We start from the raw sequence: 17,371 nt of genomic DNA, 5'->3' as shown, positions 1-17,371 counted from the left end.
AGGAACGATCCGCAACCGTGACCGCCTCTTGACCTACGCGCGCGTACACGGCGGAGCGCCGTCACACTGGCCCGTTCCTTGACACCCCCGACGGCCCCGGCGTGCACTCGGGAGCATGGAGTCCCTGCCGGTGCCCCGCACGTCGCCCGTCCCGTTCCTGCGCCGACCCCTGCCCCTGTTGATCCTGCTGCTGCTCGCGCTCGCGACTGCCCTGGTCACCGTCCCCGCCGCCGGGGCCGCCGAGGTGCGCGGCGAGGAGAACGTGGTGGTGGCGGCGGACGAGGTCGTGGACGACGACCTGTACGTGACCGGCGGCAGCGTGGTGGTCGACGGCACCGTGCGCGGCGACCTCCTGGTGGCCGCCGGGACGGTCACGATCAACGGCACGGTCGAGGGGGACCTGATGGCCGCGGCCCGGACCGTGGTGATCGAGGGCACCGTGGGCGACGACGCCCGCGTGGCCGGGCAGGTGCTCCTGCTCGGCGAGCAGGCCCGGGTGGCCGACGACCTGGTCGCGGCCGGCTACAGCGTGGAGACCCGCCCCGGCGCCGAGATCGGCGGCGACGTCCTCCTCGGCGCCTACCAGGCCCTGCTGGGCGGCACGATCGACGGCGAGGTGACGGCCGGGGCCGCCGCGCTCGCCCTGGCCGGCGCGATCGGCGGGAACGTGCAGGCGGACGTGGGCTCGACCGACGCCACCGGGGCGGCGTGGGCGCCCACGACCGGTGTCGCCGTGCCCCGGGTGGACCCCGGGCTGACGCTGACCGATGCGGCGCGCCTCGACGGGGACCTGTCCTACCGGTCCGGGACGGAGGCAACGATCGCCCCGGGCGCCGAGATCGCCGGGGACGTCGTCCACGAGCAGGTGGCGGTCGAGGAGGAACCGGCCGGCCCGGCCGGGCCGCTCGCGCTGCTGATCGCCGGGCTGCGCCGGTTCGTGACGCTGTTCCTGGCCGGGCTGCTCGCGCTGTGGCTGCTGCCCCGGACCGTGGCCGGGGCAGCAGGCACGCTCCGGTCCCGGCCCTGGCTCAGCCTCGGCTGGGGTGCACTGACGATCGTGGGCACGGCCGTGGCCGTGGTGGCCGTGCTCGTCGTGGCGGTCCTGCTGGCCGTCGCCCTGGGCTGGCTGACGCTGGCCGGGCTGGCCGCTGCGGCCGTTGTCACCGGTGTGGTCCTCGACCTCGTGCTGGTGCTGGGCCTGGTGCTCGCCGTGGCCCTGCTGGCCCCGGTCGTAGTGGGCCTGACCGCGGGCGGGCTCCTGCTGCGGGACCGGGCGCCGGCGGGCTTCGGCAGGCGCGCGTTCGCCCTGGCCCTCGGCCTGCTGGTCTACGTGCTGCTGCGGGCGGTGCCGTTCCTGGGCCCGGTCGTCGCCCTGCTCGTGGCGCTGCTCGGCGTCGGCGCCCTCGTGGTGTGGGCCGGGGACGCCGCCCGCCGTTCCCGGGCACGCCGGCGGGCAGACCGGGGCCGGGGCGGCGGCGCCGGCACCTCGCCCGGCGACCCGCAGCGCAGCGGTTCGCAGCTCGCGGGTGTGCAACAGTCCCGTGCGCAGGACACCGGTTCGTGGCCGGCCGGCCACGAGCAGCATCCGACGGCGGGGCCGCCGCGGACGGGCCCGTCCCCGGGACAGCCGCTCCACGGGAACCCTCCGCACGAGCGCCCCTCGGAGGGACCCCGGACGCAGGGACCGCCGCAGCAGGCGCGGCCGCCGTGGGCGGGCGAGGCCCCCGCGCGGCGGCTCCCCCCTGAGCCGCCGCGCTGAGCCTCAGGCCACCGGCAGCGAGAGCACTTCCAGGGCGGCCCGCAGTTTCGTGGAGGAGGTGTGGACCGTGTACGGGAAGTACACGACCTCCACGCCCACCGCCGCGAACTCCTGCTCTAGCCGCTCCCCCTTCGGGGTGCCGCGCCAGTCGTCGCCCTTGAAGAACACGTCGAAGCGCAGCTGCCGCCAGGTGTCCAGCTTGTCCAGCAGCACCTCGGCGTGGACCTGGTCCACGTAGCGGATGTGCTCGACGATCTCCATCCGCTCCCGCAGGGAGACCACGGGCCGGTGGCCCTTGGTGATCTCGATCAGGTCGTCCGAGACGACCCCGGCGATCAGGTGGTCGCAGTGCTGCTTCGCCTGGCGCAGGATGTTCAGGTGCCCCACGTGGAACAGGTCGAACGCCCCGGCCGCGTACCCCACGCGCGGCGTGTGCTTGTCGGTGCTCATGTCAGTCATTCCCCCCTCGGGATCCTGCCGGGGCCTCCTGTGCCCCGGCCCGGTGGACCTCCCGGACGACGCCGGGGTCCCTCTCGGTCTGCTCGCCGCGGTCACCGTGGTGCGCGGCGGAAATCTGTGCGCCCGGCCGGCCCGGAGCGGACGGGCGGGTGCGGACTCACCCGGACGGCCGCCCGGCTGTCTGCACGGACGGCCGGCCTGCCTGCTGCTCGGACGTCTCCCCGGTTCTCGCCCCGGCCTTCTCCCGGGTGGGCCGCCCGGCCAGCTGCTCGATCGGTTGCCCGGCTGTCTCCCCGGCGGGCCGCTCGGCCGGCTGCCCGGACGCCGCCGGTACGGCCGTTGCCGCGGGGCGCCGGCCGGCCCGGCGGCGGTGGTGGTGCCACCGGGCGACGGGCTCCTCGACGAACCACCAGCAGGCAATGCCGGCCGCGGTGCCGACCACCACGCGCAGGGCCACTCCGGCCGGGCCCGGGATCTCCCCGGCCAGGGCGGTCAGCGCGTGTCCGGTGCCCAGGTGGAGCAGGTAGATGCTGTAGCTGGCCAGCCCCAGCAGCTGGACCGGCTTCCACCGCATGCCGGCGAGGACCCGGGCCCCGATCCGGCCGGTGGGACCGTGCAGGCCCCAGAGCACCACCAGGCAGGCCGCCACCGCCTGAGCCGTGTAGCGGGCGGTCTCGCGGAAGAACTCGTCCCGGACCAGCAGCGACCCCAGGTAGAGCAGCACGGCCAGCACCAGGACCCGGTCCCCGCCCCACCACGCCGGGGCGCCGGCGGCACCCCTCCCGGCGCCCCGCTCCCCGGCGCCCCGATCTCCGGCGGCACGGTTCCCGGTGGCCCGGTCTCTGCTGACACGCCCACCGGAGGCAGGCTCCCCCGTGACGCGGGCGTACCAGACGGCGGCGAGCACCCCGATCGCGATGGCCTCGAGTCGGGTGTCCGTGCCGAAGTAGATCCGGTCCGGGCTCGCCCCGCCCAGGTGCAGGGCCACCCGTGCGCCCGCCGAGGCGATCGCGGCGGTCCCCGCCAGCACGGCAAGCGCGGTGGCCGGCCGGCGCCGGCCGACCAGCAGCAGCCAGATCAGCGCGAACGCCACGTAGAACTGCTCCTCGATGGACAGGCTCCACACCACGATGGAGCCGGGCAGGACGTCCACCTGGGAGTCCGTGTAGCGCCAGTTGAAGAAGAAGAAGACCTGCCCCAGGAAGTCCCCGAGGCTCACCGGACGCACCAGCCACGCGTACAGGGCGGTGGGCAGCACCAGGGCCACCAGCAGCGGCGGGGCCAGCTTCAGGGCCCGCCGCCGGTAGAACCCGGCGAGGTCGAAGCCCCCGGTGCGCCGGTGCTCCTTGAGCACCAGGTGCGTGATGATGAACCCGGAGATGACGAAGAAGATCGTCACCCCGCTGCCGCCCGGCACGAGCTCGAGGCCCGCGTGGGCGAGCACCACGAGCATCACCGCGGCGGCCCGCATCGCGTCGAGGTGCGCGAACTGCCGCACGGGCAGCTGCGCCCTCGGGCGCCGGCGTGCTCCTGCTCGAACCGGTCCTGCTGTCTCCCCCGCCACAACGTCCCCCTGCGTTCGCCGGACGTCGCGCTCCCCCGAGCGGCGGCCGTCCCGTGCTGCGTCCGGACCCCTGTTTGCTTCAGGGAACTCCGGTGATCGCCTCACCCTACTGCGGAGAAACCTGCGTTTGCATCTGATAACCCGGGTCACAAAAGGGGACAGCGACTTCCGTTCCCGATGGTAAACGGCGGGGTTAGACTCCATGCGATCCAATGAATCCGGACGGGGGGTCGTCCGGAACGCCGCAGGGGTCCCTCGACCCACAGCCTGCGGCGGATCACCGCGGCGCCGGCCATTCGGCGCCGGAAGTTCAGATCTGGGGGGAGCTGACATGATCCTTGACCTGTCGTGCACATCGAGCACTCGAGGTCCCACTGCCCGAACGGCCCGCACGGTGCTGGGCGGGCTCCTGCTCGCCGGCATCCTGACCGGCTGCGGCGCCGCCGGCGCCACGGAGGACCCGGCGGCCGACGCGCTCGAGGCCGGCACCGTCGTGGAGCTGGACACGCCGCAGGAGGTCCGCGCCAAGGACCTGCCCTCGGCGGCACCCGTGGCCGCCGACGCGCCCGAGGTCGCGCCGATCGAGGCCGTGCTCGAGGTCCAGGAGGCCTTCGTCCCGTCGGACCCACCGGCCCCGGCGGACCCGGCCAACCCCGAGTCCTCCGCCGAGCTCGGCGGCGCCGAGAACGGCCCCGCCGAGCTGGACCCGGCCACCGTCGCGGCGGCCGGGGAGTCCGCCGCCGGCGCCGCGCTCCAGGAGGTCCTCGCGTCCCTGGCCGAGTTCGAGCACCAGGGCTGGGAGCAGCGCGGGGCGCCCGTCGTCGTCGGCGATCCCGTCTCCGCGCCGCTGCCCACGGACGAGGGCGAGGCCGTGCGGGTCACGGTCTGCCTGGACTCCTCCGAGGTCACTGTCGTGGACCGTGACGGCGTGGTGGTCAGCGGCAAGCAGAAGGACCGCAGGGCCCTGCACAACTACGACCTCTTCCGCCAACCCGGCGAGTCCTGGCAAGTCGTCCAGCACGGCTTCCCCGACGACCCGACCTGCTGATCCGTCCGCACGAACCTGTTGAGGAACCACACCATGGGAAACACGAACACCCCGCCACGGGCGGATCGCAGCCGGCGCCGAGCGCGCACGGCCCGCACCAAGGCGTCCCTGAGCATCGGCACCGTGATGGCCGTCGCCGCGACGCTGCTGACCTTCGGCCCGGTGGGCGCCGCCGAGGCGCCGCCGGTGGACGGCAAGTCCGCGGCCTCGGCCGCGGCGTCCTGCTGGGAGATCAAGCAGAAGGACCCCAAGTCCGCCTCCGGCGTCTACTGGCTGGTCACCCCGGCCATGACCGCACCCGAGCAGTTCTACTGCGACCAGGTGACCGACGGCGGCGGCTGGGTCATGGTGGGCCGCGGCCGCAACGACTGGAAGGAGTACTACCAGGGCGTGGGCACGCCCAAGGACGTCTCCTCCACGGTCACGGGCCCCGCGGCCTTCGCGCCCAAGCAGCTCTCCTCGAAGACGGTCGACGAGCTGCTGAACGGGCAGCGGCCCGACTCCCTCGACGACGGCATCCGGCTGCGCCGGGCCCGTGACGCCGAGGGCACCACGTGGCAGGAGGGGCGGATGAAGATCTCCGCCAAGCCGTACTGGAACTGGACCTTCGGCTCCCGCACCCCGGTGACCTCCTTCTCCCTGGTCTACGGCACCGGTGTGGCCTCCGGGACCACCGGCACCACCAACGACTTCGGCACGAACACCGGCACGGCCCGCGTGCGCTTCGCGGACGTCGCCGAGACCAGCTGGCAGCGCGGCTTCCGCTACGGCGACGACGTGATCGGCAGCAACACCTCGACCACCCACCTGTGGTCGCCGGCCGCCGGCGGCAAGGGCGCCATGCCCTTCACCCAGGTGTACCTGCGGCCCAAGGTCACCCAGCAGGCCTTCAGCGGCAAGGCGATCCCCGACTCCGGCACCGCCGCGATCGCCCAGCGGGCCCTGCCCAACAGCGGCGCCGAGCCCACCAAGTGGGGCGCCGTGGAGCGCGCCGACGGGCAGTCCGGGGAGATGAACACCGAGGTGCAGGCCCTCGAGCAGATCGGGAGCACGGTCTTCACCGGCGGCAACTTCAAGGCGATGCAGCGCAACCAGGCCGGCACCGGGCGCGTGGCCCAGGCCTACCTCGCGGCCTTCGACGTCAACACCGGGGAGCTGCGCACCGACTTCCGCCCCGTCTTCGACGGCCAGGTGAAGGCCCTCGCCGAGCTGCCGAACAACCGGCTGGCCGTGGGCGGTCGCTTCAGCACCGTCAACGGCGTCAGCTCCCCCGGCTTCGTGGTGCTCGACGCCACGACCGGCAGGATCGACACCGCCTGGAACCTCAAGGTGGAGAACCTCCTCACCAACGGCGTCCTGCAGGTCCGGGCGCTCGACGTCCAGGGCGACCACCTGTACCTCGCCGGGGCCTTCACCCACCTGAGCGGCGGACAGGCGACCGGCAGGGTCTACGCCCGCAGCGGCGCCCGCGTGAAGATCTCCACGCGCACCCCGGACGCGAGCTGGAACCCCGAGTTCAACGGCACCGTGGCCAGCATCGACGCCTCCGCGAAGGGCGACCGGCTCTACGCGGCCGGGTACTTCAACCAGTCCCAGGGCACCTCGGCGTTCCGCCTCGCAGCGGTGCGCACCACTGCCGGCGCCCCGCTGGACACCTGGACCTGGGAGCCGTCCGTGCCCGTGGACTACGCCAACCCCGGCCAGACGGCGTTCCAGCTCGCCGTGCGCGAGCAGGGCAGCACCGTGTGGGCCGGCGGCGCCGAGCACAACATGTTCGGCTTCGACCGCTCCACCTTCCAGCGCACCTCCTGGGGCATCACCACCTCCGGCGGCGACATGCAGGCGATCACCTCGACCGACGACACCGTCTACGGCGCCTGCCACTGCTTCCACTGGTTCAACGCCGGTGCCACGAAATGGACCCGGGCCTCGACCCAGCCGGTGACGGTCGCAGACCGGATCAACGCCATCGGCGCCTGGGACGCCGCGACCGGCAAGTACCAGCCCGGCTTCAACCCGGAGATCAAGGGCTTCGGCGGCTGGGGCGTGTGGGCCACCCTCATGGACAGCAACGGGGTGCTGTGGACCGGCGGCGACATCAACCGCAGCGTCGCCACCTCCGGCTCCGCGCAGTGGTCCGGCGGCTTCCTCCGCTTCGCCCCGCGGGACGCCAAGGCCCCGGCCGCGCCCACGGGTCTGAAGGTCGCCCCGGACGGCGCCTCCGACGCTCTGTCCTGGACGGCGGCCCCCGAGACCGGCGTGACCTACCAGGTGCTGCGCAACGACCGGCCCATCGGCACCGCCACCGGCACGAGCCTCAAGGTGCCGCACGTGGACGGCGCCCGGTACGCGGTGCGCGCGGCGGACGCCGCGGGCAACGTCTCCGCCTCCACCCCGGTGGTCGTGGCCGGCTCGCAGCCGGCCCCGGCGCCGCAGCCCGAGCCCGGCACCAGCACCCTGATCCCCGCGGGCGCCACGTGGAAGTACCACCACAACCGCGACGTCTCGCCCGGTGCGAACTGGAAGGCCACCGACTACGACGACTCCGCGTGGAAGCAGGGCTCGGCCGTGCTCGGCTGGAACGACGCCTCGGTGAAGACCACGCTCGTGGCCGACGGCACCCGCCCGATCGTCACCCACTTCCGCCGCACCGTGGACGTGGCCGACGCCACCAAGGTGGCCAAGCTGACCCTCACGACCCGCGCCGACGACGGTGTGGCCGTCTTCGTCAACGGCAAGGAAGTGGTCCGCTCCAACGTCACCGACGGCTCGCTCGAGGAGCACCCGTGGGCCCTGTCCGCGCGCCGGACCGCCACCGCGGTGGCGGAGCCGGTCGTGGTCGAGGTGCCCGGATCGGTGCTGAGGACCGGCAAGAACGTGGTCTCGGCCCAGATGCACTCCAGCTGGGCGAGCACCACCGACGCCACCTTCGACCTCACCGCCGTGGTCACGGCCGGCACGCAGCCGGCGCCGCCCGCCGAGGAGAAGCCCCCGGCCGAGGAGCCGCCCGCGGAGGAGCCCCCGGCCGACGAGCCGGCGGATCCGAACGAGCTCGTCGCCGAGGGCGCCACGTGGAAGTACCACCACGACCGCGCCAACCCGCCGGCCGGCGACTGGGCCGGGACCGGCTTCGACGACGGCGCGTGGAAGCAGGGCTCGGCCGTGCTCGGCTGGGGCGACGCCTCGGTGAAGACCACGCTCGTGGCCGACGGCACCCGCCCGCTCACCACGTACTACCGCAAGGAGGTGGACGTGGCCGACGCCTCCAAGGTGGCGAAGCTGACGCTCACCACCCGCGCCGACGACGGTGTGGCCGTCTACGTCAACGGCAAGGAGGTCGCCCGGGACAACCTGCCGGACGGCGACCTGGGCCCCGGGACCTACGCGACGTCCCCGCGCCGGACCGCCACCGCGGTGGCCGAGCCGGTCGTGGTCGAGGTGCCCGGATCGGCGCTGAGGACCGGCAAGAACGTGATCTCCGCCGAGGTGCACTCCAACTGGACGAACACCACCGACGCCACCTTCGACCTCTCCGCGGTGGTCACCCCCGGCACGCAGCCGGCGCCGCCCGCGGAGGAGCCCCCGGCCGAGAAGCCGGCCGCACTGGTCGCCGAGGGCGCCACCTGGCGGTACCACCACGACCGCGCCAACCCGCCGGCCGGCGACTGGGCCGGGACGGCCTTCGACGACGCCGCGTGGAAGCAGGGCTCGGCCGTGCTCGGCTGGGGCGACGCCTCGGTGCGGACCACGCTCGTGGCCGACGGCACGCGCCCGCTCACCACGTACTACCGCCGGTCCCTGGACGTGGCCGACGCCTCGAAGTACACGAAGCTGACGCTCACCACCCGCGCCGACGACGGCATCGCCGTCTACGTCAACGGCAAGGAGGTGGCCCGGGACAACCTGCCGGACGGGGACCTCGGACCCGGCACCTACGCGCTGGCGCCGCGCCGGACGGCCACCGCGGTCGCCGCACCGGTCGTGGTGCAGATCCCCGCGTCGGCGCTGCGCAACGGCAAGAACGTGATCGCCGCCGAGGTGCACTCCAACTGGACGAACACCACCGACACGACCTTCGACCTCGAGCTCGTGCCCAGCACGGAGGCGAAGGCCTGATGAGCACCACCTCCACCGCCGCCGCCCCGCGGCGGCGCCGGCCCACCTTCCCGGAGGCCCTGGCCGGGCTGCGCGCCGCGCAGAAGCCCGGCCAGGGGGTCCCGGCGTACACCCGGTGGGTGAACCGCCCGCTGGCCCGCTACGCCGCGGCCGAGGCCGCCGCGGCGGGGCTGACCCCCAACGGGGTGACCGCCCTCAGTGCGGTCCTCTCCGCGGCGGGGCTGGCCGTGCTCGTGGCGGCCCCGCCGGCCCCGGCCACGGGCGTCGTCGTCGCCGTGCTCCTCGCGGCCGGCTACGTCCTGGACTCCGCCGACGGGCAGGTGGCCCGGCTCACGGGCACGGGCTCGCCGGCCGGGGAGTGGCTCGACCACGTGGTCGACTCGATCCGGACCCCGGCGCTGCACCTGGCCGTGGCCGCCGCTGCCCTGCTGCACCCGCGGCCCGAGGCGTTCCCGGCCACGGCGCTGGCGGTGCTCGCCGCGCTGTTCGTGCTCGTCGAGGTCGGGCAGTTCATGAGCCAGATCCTCGCCGAGCAGCTGCGGCGCACGGGCGGCCTCTCGGGGCCGCCCGCGGGCGGGACGCTGCGCTCCTTCCTCAACCTGCCCACCGACGCGGGGGTCACCTGCTGGATCTTCCTCCTCTGGGGGATCCCCGCGCTCTTCCTGCCCGCCTACGCGATCCTGCTGGCCGCCCTCGCGGCGATCAGCGCGGTCTCCATGCGGCGCAAGTACCTGGGTCTCGTGACCCGGCCCGCCGACACCGCCCCGGGAGCCGACGCCGTCGGCGCCTCCCCGACCGACAGGAGCACCCGCCATGTCCGCTGACGTCCTCGCCCCGGCAACGACCACTGCCACCGCCGCCGGCTTCCGCACCGACCACCCGTCCGTGTCCGTCCTGATCGCCACCGCCGGGCGCCCGGAGATGCTGCGCGAGGCGGTCCGCGCGATCGTCGGGCAGGACTACGCCGGCCCCCTGCAGGTCGTCGTCGTCTTCGACCGGGTGGAGGTCGACCCGCTCCGGGACGTCGACGTCCCGGCCGGGGTCGAGCTGCGCACCGTGCCCAACACCCGCGCCCCGGGCCTGGTGGGCGCGCGCAACACCGGCATCGCCGCGGCCACCGGGGAGATCATCGCCTTCTGCGACGACGACGACGTGTGGGCCCCGGGCAAGCTCACCCGGCAGGTGGCGCACTGGCACCGGCACCCGGAGGCCTCGGCGATCGCCGGCGCGATCGAGATCGTCTCCCACGAGCGCACCATCCGGCGCGTCCCGCAGCCCGTGGCCACCTTCCCGGAGCTGCTGGCCGACCGGATGATGGAGATCCACCCCTCCGCGTTGATCTGCCGGCGCGCCGACCTGTACGGGCCCGTGGGGCTCGTCGACGAGGACCTGCCCTCCTCCTACGGCGAGGACTACGACCTGCTGCTGCGCCTGGCCCGGCACGCCCCGGTGCACTCCGTGCCCGAGACCGTGCTGACCGTGCGCTGGGACCGGCCCTCGTTCTTCCGCCAGCAGTGGGGGGACATGGCCGACGCCCTGACCTACCTGCTGCGCAAGTTCCCCGAGTTCGCGACCTCCGACCGGGGCACGGCCCTGATGGCCGGACAGGTGGCCTTCGCCCACGCGGCCCGCGGCGACCGCCGGGAGGCGGTGCGGTGGGCGCGGGCCGCGCTGCGCCGGGACCGCGGGCAGCTGCGGGCGTGGGGCGCACTGGCGGTCGCGACGGGCGCGGTCAGCGCCGAGCGGCTGCAGAACGCCGTGTCCTTCTTCGGCCGGGGCGTGTGAGGCGGCCGTGGCGCTCCTGAGCTCGGTGGTGCGGCCGGCCCCGGTCCGCCGCACCACCTCCGCCCTGCCCGCCTGGCCGCTGCTGACCCTGTTCTGGGGGCTGCCCCTGATCTGGGCCTCCGGCGCCCTGCAGTTCGCCCCGGCACTGCTCGCCGTGGTCATGCTCCTCCTGCTCGTGCTCCGCCGCTCGGTGACGGTCCCCTGGCCGGCGTGGCTGCTCGGGGTGTTCCTGCTGTGGATGGCGGCGAGCTCGGTGCAGATCGAGGGCTTCGGCTCCTGGATGGGCTTCGCGCTGCGCTGGGTGAACATCTTCGCCGCCCTGGTCTACGTCGTCTACTACTGGAACGCCCGGGAGACCCTGGACCACCGGCGGTTCCTGCGGGCCGCCGTGATCACGTGGGCCACGCTCGTGGGGCTCGGCCTGCTGACGTTCGTGATCCCCGAGGCGCGGCTGACCACCCCGATCGGCCTGCTGCTGCCGGAGGGCATCACCTCCAACGCGCTCGTGCGGAACTTCTTCTTCCCGCCCCTGGCCGAGGTTCAGCTGCCCTGGGGCGCGCCCGAGCCGTACAACCGCCCGGCCGCCCCGTTCCCGTACACCAACGGGTGGGGCTCCGGGTTCGTGCTCCTCACGCCCCTGGTGCTCGCCTACCTCACCACCGTCCGCTTCCGCGCCCGGCACCTGCTGATCGTGGCCGGGCTGGTGGCCTCGCTCGCCCCGGCCGTGGCCACGACCAACCGGGGCATGTTCCTCGCCATCGCCGTGGCGCTCGGGTACGTGATGGTCCGGATGGCCCTGCGGGGCCGGATCGGAGTGGCCCTGGCCGGGGCCGCGGGCGTGGCCGCCGTCGGCGGGTGGCTCACGGCCAGCGGGGCCGTCGATCGGATCCTGGGCCGGCAGAAGTACAGCGACAGCACGGGCACGCGCTCCGACCTGTACCGGGACACCATCCTGGCGACCCTGGACTCCCCCCTGCTGGGCTACGGGGCGCCCCTGTACGACGAGACCGTCGGCATCGAGATGGGCACCCAGGGCTACGTCTGGACCCTGATGTTCTGCTACGGCCTCGTGGGCCTGGGCCTGTTCGTCGCCTACCTGCACGGGACCACGCTGGTGACGCTGAAGGTCCGCAGCACCACCGGGCTGCTCGTGCACTCCGCGCCCGTGGCCGCGTGCCTGTTCTTCACCTACTACGGCCTGGACGCGGTGCAGTTCATCCTGATCAGCCTGAGCCTGACCGTGCTGCTGCGCTCCCGGCGCTACGGGGAGGGGTTGTGACCCCGCATCCGCTGGCGCGCTCGGGCTCGCTCACCTTCGCCTTCGTGGTCACCGGCGCGGGTCTCGCCTTCGCCGCCACGCTGGTGGTCTCCAACGCCTCGGGCGCGGCGGCGGCCGGCCAGTTCTTCCAGGTGGTGGCCGTGCTGGCGATCGCCACGACCCTGTCCACCTTCGGCGCCGACACCGGGCTGGTGCGGGCGGTCCCCGCCCTCACCGCCCGGGGTCAGAGCTCCGGGGTGCCCGCGGTGCTGCGGATCGCGGGCCGGCCGGTGCTCGTGCTCGCCGCCGGCGTGGCCGCCACCGCGGCCGTGCTCACGGCCGTCCCCGGGGTCCTGCCCGAGGGCGTGGGCCCCGCCGTGCTGCTGGCGGCGCCCTTCCTCGTGCTGGGCGCCGTGCTCAACCTCGCCTTCGGCGCCCTGCGCGGCCTGCACCGGGTGCCGACCTTCTCCTTCCTCCAGAACGTCCTGCTGCCCTCGCTGCGGGTGCTGGGCGTGCTCGCCGTCGTCGTCGCCGGCGGCGGGCTGCTCGCCCTCACGGCGGCGTGGACGGCCCCGGTCGCCGTGGTCGCCGTGCTCGCCCTCCTGCTGCTGCGCCGGCACCTCCGGGACCTGCGCGACCGGCCCGGGGCCGCTCCCCCGCCCGAGGCGGGCCCGCAGCGGCGGGCGTTCTGGTCCTTCTCCTCCGCCCGCGGCGTGACCGCGGTGGTCGAGGCGCTGCTCGAGTGGCTCGACGTGCTGCTCGTGGCCGCCTTCCTTGGCCCCGCCGCGGCGGGCGTCTACGGCGTGGTCAACCGGTGCATCCGGGTGGGCGCCATGCTCGACCACACCGCGCGCATGGTCACCGGACCGTCCATCAGCGCCGCGCTGGCGGTCGACGACCTCGCCACGGCCCGCTCCGTGTTCACCCGCACCACCGCCGTGCTCGTGGCCGGCGCCTGGCCCTTCTACCTCACCCTGCTGCTGTTCGGGCCCGTGGTGCTGTCCTTCTTCGGCGAGGACTTCGGGGCCGGCTACCCGGCGATGCTCGTCATCGCCTCCGCCATGCTCCTGGCCGTCTCGGCCGGCGGCGTGCAGTCCCTGCTGCTGATGGCAGGGCGCAGCCGGTGGCAGCTGATGAACAAGTCCGCGGCCCTGGCCGTGGCCGTGGCCCTGAACCTGTGGCTGATCCCGCAGTGGGGGCTCGTGGGAGCGGCCACGGCGTGGGCGGCGTCGGTGCTCACCGACACGGGGCTGGCGCTGTTCCAGTCCGTGCGGCTGCTCGGCATCGCCCCGCGCTGGTCCGTGGTGGGCGCCATCGCCGCGGCCGCGGCGGTGCTCACGGGCGGGAGCGGACTGCTGGTCCGGGCCGTGCTCGGCACCACCGCCTCCGGCCTGCTCGTGCACCTCGCGCTGACCGGTCTGCTCGTGCTGGGTGCGGCGGCGGTGCTCGTTCTCCGGCGCCGGACCGCCGTCCGGGGGACGGGCGCCGAGGCGTGTGGCCCGAAGAGGCCACGGAGTTCCCGGGACCTTCTGTGGTCCCGATGAGTTTGCATCTGTAACATTCAAAGCGATCGACATCGGATCAGGACGCCGCCGGCCGGGCTGGACCCGGCAGCGCTTCCGGGGGCCGGGGTCGGCGATCCGCCGGGGGGCGGGGCGCCGGGCACGACCGCCTCTTCCGAGACGACCCACGATCCACCAGGGGGGAAATCCACATGAGCGAGACTCTGAACACCATCGGCGCCGAACGGCGCCGAACCCGGGACGACACCGTCCGGACCGGGCCGCGCCGCCCGGAGCCGGCGGACCCGACGCCGGCGTGGCGCCGTGTCCTGCGCCGGTGGCCCACGATCCTCAGCACCTGGCTCGTCGTGCTGGCCGCTGCCCTCGTGGCGGGTCTGCTGTGGCCGCCGACCTACCAGGCGACCGCCTCGATGACCGTCACGCCGAGCGCGGTGAACCCGCTCACGGGCGACTCCGGCTACGACGACGTCTCGATGCAGACGGAGATGGCCACGATGGCCTCGCAGCGCATCACTCTGCGGGCCGCCGCCCTGCTGCAGGACGTCCCCGTCGAGGAGGCTGACCCCGCGCTGGCCGACGACCTGCTGGAGCGGATCTCGACCGCAGCCCCGGACCAGACCCAGGTGCTCCGGGTGACGGTGACCGCCGACGACCCCGCACAGGCCGCCGAGCGGGCCAACGCCCTGGCCACCGCCTACCTCGCCGACCGCGGCGAGGACGTCCAGAGCACGGCCGACGACACCCTCGAGCGCATCGACGAGTCCATCGCCGGCCTCGAGCGCAGCGACGACGACTCCTCCAGCCTGCGGCGGCTGCGGGAGCAGCGCACCGCCCTCGCCCTCATCGCCCCGACGCCGGGCCGCGTGATCAGCGAGGCCACGCCCCCGCAGGAGCCCTCCTCCGCCGGGATCCCGCTCTTCCTCGCCGGCGGTCTGGTCGGCGGACTGGTCCTCGGCGCCCTCGCCGGCGCGGTTCGGGAGCGGGCCGACCGCAACGTGCGCCGGCCCGACCGGCTCGCCGACGCCACCGGCTCGCCCGTCGTGGTGCTGAACTCCGTGGACGACGAGGACGGCGCACTCGAGCTGCTGCGCCGGCTCTCCCAGGACGAGGACCGCGCGGTGCCGCGGCCGGGCTCCCGGATCGCCGTGCACTCGGCCCTGCCCGGACAGGCCACGGTCGTCGTCCAGGCCCTGGACGCCGTCGTCTCCTCGTGGGGCGGGACCGTGGAGGTCGTGGCCGCCCACACGCTCGCCGACGCCGTGGGCCCGCTGGGCGACGCCGACTGGCTGGGCATGGACGACACCACGCCCTCGCTGCTCCTGGCCACGGTGCCGCCGCGCGCCGGTGCCGCCGAGCTCGCCGCCCTGACCGACCGGGTGGACGGCGTGGTGCTGGCCGTGGAGCCCCGGGGCCGGCTGCGCCGGTTCCAGGAGCGGTTCGAGCGGCTCAGCGGCCGCGGCGCCGCGGTGGTCCCCGCGTTCGTCGTGCAGCGCCAGCCCCGCCCGGGCACGGACGCCGCGCCGGCCCGGGACGCCCGGCCGCAGCCGCGCTGATCGTCCGCCGGCGCCGCCTGAACCCGGGAGGTCAGGTCAGATCCAGGCGCCGGCGGCCGGAAGCCAGGGGTCAGGGAGCACGCACCGCGAGAGCGGGCGCTCCCTGGCCCCTGAGCACGTCCGCGAGCGCCGCGGCCGCGGCGGCGTCCGCCACCAGGTGCGCCACGGTGGGCCCGGACCCGGACACGAAGCTCGCCAGGGCGCCGGCGTCCGCACCGGCGGCCAGCACCGGCTCCAGCTGCGGCGCGAGGGAGAGGGCCGCGGACTGCAGGTCATTGGCCAGCAGCGGGGCCAGCTCCTCGGCCGTGCCGGCGCCCAGACGCTCCACGAGGCCCTCCGGCAGCCGCGGCGGCGGGACGTCCTCGTCCGCCCGGAGGCGGTCCAGCTCCGCGTAGACGGCCGGCGTCGGCAGACCCGCCTCGGCCGCCACGAGGACCAGGTGCAGCGGCGCCCCGACCGCCACCGGGCGCAGCCGGGCACCTGTCCCGGTGCCGACCGCCGCCCCGCCCGTCAGCGCGAACGGCACGTCGGCGCCGAGACCGGCCGCGAGCTCCAGCAGCGCGTCGTCGTCGAGCGCGGGCTCCCCCGAGACGCGGGCGGCCAGCCGGTTCACGGCGGCCAGGGCCGCCGCGGCGTCCGCGGAGCCCCCGCCCATGCCGCCGGCCACGGGCACGGCCTTGTCGATCTGCAGGTGCAGCCCGCCCACCAGCGGCGGGAAGCGCGCGAGCACCGCCTCGGCGGCCCGGACGGCGAGGTTCGACCCGTCGGTCGGCACCGTGTCCAGGGAGAACGTCCCGCGGTCGAGCTGCTGGGCCACGAGCGAGCCCGGGACCGCCGCCACGCCCACGGTGGTGCCGGCGCCCCGGGTCAGCGTGGCCCTCACGGTCTCCCCCGTGCTGACCGCGCAGTACAGGCTCGCGACGTCGTGGTAGCCGTCCGGGCGCGGCGGGCCCGCCGCGAAGAAGAGGTTGACCTTGCCCGGCGCGCCGGCGCGCTCGGCGAGCTGACTCGTGCTCATCCGCCGCGCACCCCGGCCGTCAGGCCCGCGGCGGCACCGGCCTGCGCGATCCGGGCGAAACCGTGGACGTCGAGCTTCTCGCCGCGCTCCCCCGGGTCGATCCCTGCCGCCGCGAGAATCTCGCCGGCCGCCGCGGCGGAGCCGGCCCACCCGGCGAGGGCGGCCCGCAGGGTCTTGCGCCGTTGGGCGAAGGCCGCGTCCACCGCCGCGAAGACCAGCTCCCGGTCCACGTCGGCCACGGGCTGCTCGCGGCGCTCGAAGCGCACCAGCCCCGAGGCGATCTTCGGGGCCGGCCAGAACACGTTCTTCCCGATGGTCCCGGCCTTGGTGACCTCCGCGTACCAGGAGGCCTTGACCGACGGCACTCCGTAGACCTTGGACCCCGGCGCCGCGGCCAGCCGGTCCGCGACCTCCTCCTGCACCATGACCAGCCCCCGCCGGATCGAGGGGAAGCGGGCCAGCAGGTGCAGCAGCACCGGGACCGCCACGTTGTAGGGCAGGTTCGCCACCAGGGCGGTCGGCTCGGCGGGCAGTTCCTCCACCCGCATGGCGTCCTGCTCGAGCACCGTCAGCCGGCCTGCGAGCTCGGGGCGCAGGCGCTTCACCGTGTGCGGCAGCTGCGCCGCCAGCGGGGGGTCGATCTCCACGGCCACGACCTGCTCGGCGGCGTCCAGCAGCCCGAGGGTCAGCGAGCCCAGGCCCGGTCCTACCTCGAGCACCGTCTCGTGCTCGCCCAGCCTCGCGGCGGCGATGATCCGCCGGATCGTGTTGGGGTCGATCACGAAGTTCTGCCCGAGCGTCTTGGTCGGGCGGATCCCCAGCTGCTCGGCGAGCGCGCGGATCTCCGCTGGCCCCAGCAGGGCGCGGGCGGCGGGCTCTGGCGCGGTGGATTCTGTCACCGGGACATCGTATCGGCCACCCGCCCCACCACCCTCGCCGCCCCGCCCCCACCAAGCCGCCGAACCCCCACACCCCAGCACCCGCCCACGCCGAGCCCCACGCCCACCCGCGCCGAGTCCCCACACCGCAGCACCCACCCACGCCGAGTCCCCACACCCCCAGCACCCGCCCACGCCGAGCCCTCCACACCCCAGCACCGCCTGTCGCCCCATCTCCCACCGAGTCCCCACGCCCGCACCAAAGCCGCCGAGGCCCCACGTTCCTGCGCCCGACCGCCCGAGCCCCCACACCGCAGCACCCACCCACACTGAGGCCCCACGTTCCAGCGCCCCGTTGCCGCCGAGCCCCCATGTCTCGGCTTCCTTCGACGCCGAGTCCCCCATCCAGT

12 protein-coding genes are annotated in these 17,371 nt (G+C 74.8%); 8 read left to right on the top strand and 4 right to left on the bottom strand.

Going from position 1 to position 17,371, the window contains the following annotated elements; translation table 11 throughout:
- The first annotated feature begins 130 nt into the window (after positions 1-130).
- Positions 131-1,759 (top strand): bactofilin family protein, encoded by a 1,629-nt coding sequence (locus tag ABD220_RS00470; RefSeq protein WP_344118835.1) that lies wholly within the window; start codon positions 131-133, stop codon positions 1,757-1,759.
- A gap of 3 nt (positions 1,760-1,762) precedes the next feature.
- Here ABD220_RS00470 and ABD220_RS00465 read toward each other — a convergent pair whose 3' ends face one another.
- A complete protein-coding gene (locus ABD220_RS00465) occupies positions 1,763-2,209 on the bottom strand; it encodes an FAD synthase family protein (RefSeq protein ID WP_344118833.1) in 447 nt (148 codons plus the stop codon).
- Between the two features lie 166 nt (positions 2,210-2,375).
- Entirely contained in the window at positions 2,376-3,716 is a 1,341-nt protein-coding gene (locus ABD220_RS00460) for an acyltransferase family protein (RefSeq protein WP_344118831.1), read from the bottom strand.
- Between the two features lie 397 nt (positions 3,717-4,113).
- Between ABD220_RS00460 and ABD220_RS00455 the strand changes: the two genes are divergently transcribed.
- From ABD220_RS00455 to ABD220_RS00425, 7 genes are all read left to right on the top strand, one after another.
- Positions 4,114-4,830, top strand: a complete 717-nt coding sequence (locus ABD220_RS00455; RefSeq protein ID WP_344118829.1) for a hypothetical protein — start codon at positions 4,114-4,116, stop codon at positions 4,828-4,830.
- Between the two features lie 33 nt (positions 4,831-4,863).
- A complete protein-coding gene (locus ABD220_RS00450) occupies positions 4,864-8,946 on the top strand; it encodes a fibrinogen-like YCDxxxxGGGW domain-containing protein (RefSeq protein WP_344118827.1) in 4,083 nt (1,360 codons plus the stop codon).
- Positions 8,946-9,770, top strand: coding sequence for a CDP-alcohol phosphatidyltransferase family protein (locus tag ABD220_RS00445; RefSeq protein WP_344118826.1), 825 nt, complete (start codon positions 8,946-8,948; stop codon positions 9,768-9,770). The genes ABD220_RS00450 and ABD220_RS00445 overlap by 1 nt, the downstream gene beginning before the upstream one ends.
- Positions 9,760-10,731 (top strand): glycosyltransferase family 2 protein, encoded by a 972-nt coding sequence (locus ABD220_RS00440; RefSeq protein ID WP_344118824.1) that lies wholly within the window; start codon positions 9,760-9,762, stop codon positions 10,729-10,731. Before ABD220_RS00445 ends, ABD220_RS00440 begins: the two co-directional genes overlap by 11 nt.
- Before the next feature lie 7 nt (positions 10,732-10,738).
- On the top strand, positions 10,739-12,010 hold the full coding sequence (locus tag ABD220_RS00435; RefSeq protein ID WP_344118822.1) for an O-antigen ligase family protein: 1,272 nt from the start codon (positions 10,739-10,741) through the stop codon (positions 12,008-12,010).
- The gene (locus ABD220_RS00430; protein WP_344118820.1) at positions 12,007-13,533 is read left to right on the top strand and encodes a lipopolysaccharide biosynthesis protein; all 1,527 of its coding nucleotides are present in this window, start codon (positions 12,007-12,009) and stop codon (positions 13,531-13,533) included. The genes ABD220_RS00435 and ABD220_RS00430 overlap by 4 nt, the downstream gene beginning before the upstream one ends.
- A gap of 170 nt (positions 13,534-13,703) precedes the next feature.
- On the top strand, positions 13,704-15,065 hold the full coding sequence (locus tag ABD220_RS00425) for a hypothetical protein (RefSeq protein WP_344118818.1): 1,362 nt from the start codon (positions 13,704-13,706) through the stop codon (positions 15,063-15,065).
- A gap of 70 nt (positions 15,066-15,135) precedes the next feature.
- Here ABD220_RS00425 and ABD220_RS00420 read toward each other — a convergent pair whose 3' ends face one another.
- Complete coding sequence (locus tag ABD220_RS00420; RefSeq protein WP_344118816.1) at positions 15,136-16,083, bottom strand: 4-(cytidine 5'-diphospho)-2-C-methyl-D-erythritol kinase; 948 nt, start codon at positions 16,081-16,083, stop codon at positions 15,136-15,138.
- On the bottom strand, positions 16,080-16,982 hold the full coding sequence (gene rsmA, locus ABD220_RS00415) for a 16S rRNA (adenine(1518)-N(6)/adenine(1519)-N(6))-dimethyltransferase RsmA (RefSeq protein WP_344118814.1): 903 nt from the start codon (positions 16,980-16,982) through the stop codon (positions 16,080-16,082). Before rsmA ends, ABD220_RS00420 begins: the two co-directional genes overlap by 4 nt.
- Positions 16,983-17,371 lie beyond the last annotated feature (389 nt).

Origin of the sequence: Kocuria aegyptia, assembly GCF_039530085.1 — a bacterium.
In the GTDB taxonomy this organism is placed as follows: domain Bacteria; phylum Actinomycetota; class Actinomycetes; order Actinomycetales; family Micrococcaceae; genus Kocuria; species Kocuria aegyptia.
This window is presented reverse-complemented; position numbering and strand designations above follow the sequence as displayed.

Coding starts and splice junctions, on each gene's coding strand:
- ABD220_RS00465 (WP_344118833.1), bottom strand. CDS start 2,209: ATGAGCACCGACAAGCACACGCCGCGCGTGGGGTACGCGGCCGGGGCG.
- ABD220_RS00455 (WP_344118829.1), top strand. CDS start 4,114: ATGATCCTTGACCTGTCGTGCACATCGAGCACTCGAGGTCCCACTGCC.
- ABD220_RS00450 (WP_344118827.1), top strand. CDS start 4,864: ATGGGAAACACGAACACCCCGCCACGGGCGGATCGCAGCCGGCGCCGA.
- ABD220_RS00445 (WP_344118826.1), top strand. CDS start 8,946: ATGAGCACCACCTCCACCGCCGCCGCCCCGCGGCGGCGCCGGCCCACC.
- ABD220_RS00440 (WP_344118824.1), top strand. CDS start 9,760: ATGTCCGCTGACGTCCTCGCCCCGGCAACGACCACTGCCACCGCCGCC.
- ABD220_RS00425 (WP_344118818.1), top strand. CDS start 13,704: ATGAGCGAGACTCTGAACACCATCGGCGCCGAACGGCGCCGAACCCGG.
- ABD220_RS00420 (WP_344118816.1), bottom strand. CDS start 16,083: ATGAGCACGAGTCAGCTCGCCGAGCGCGCCGGCGCGCCGGGCAAGGTC.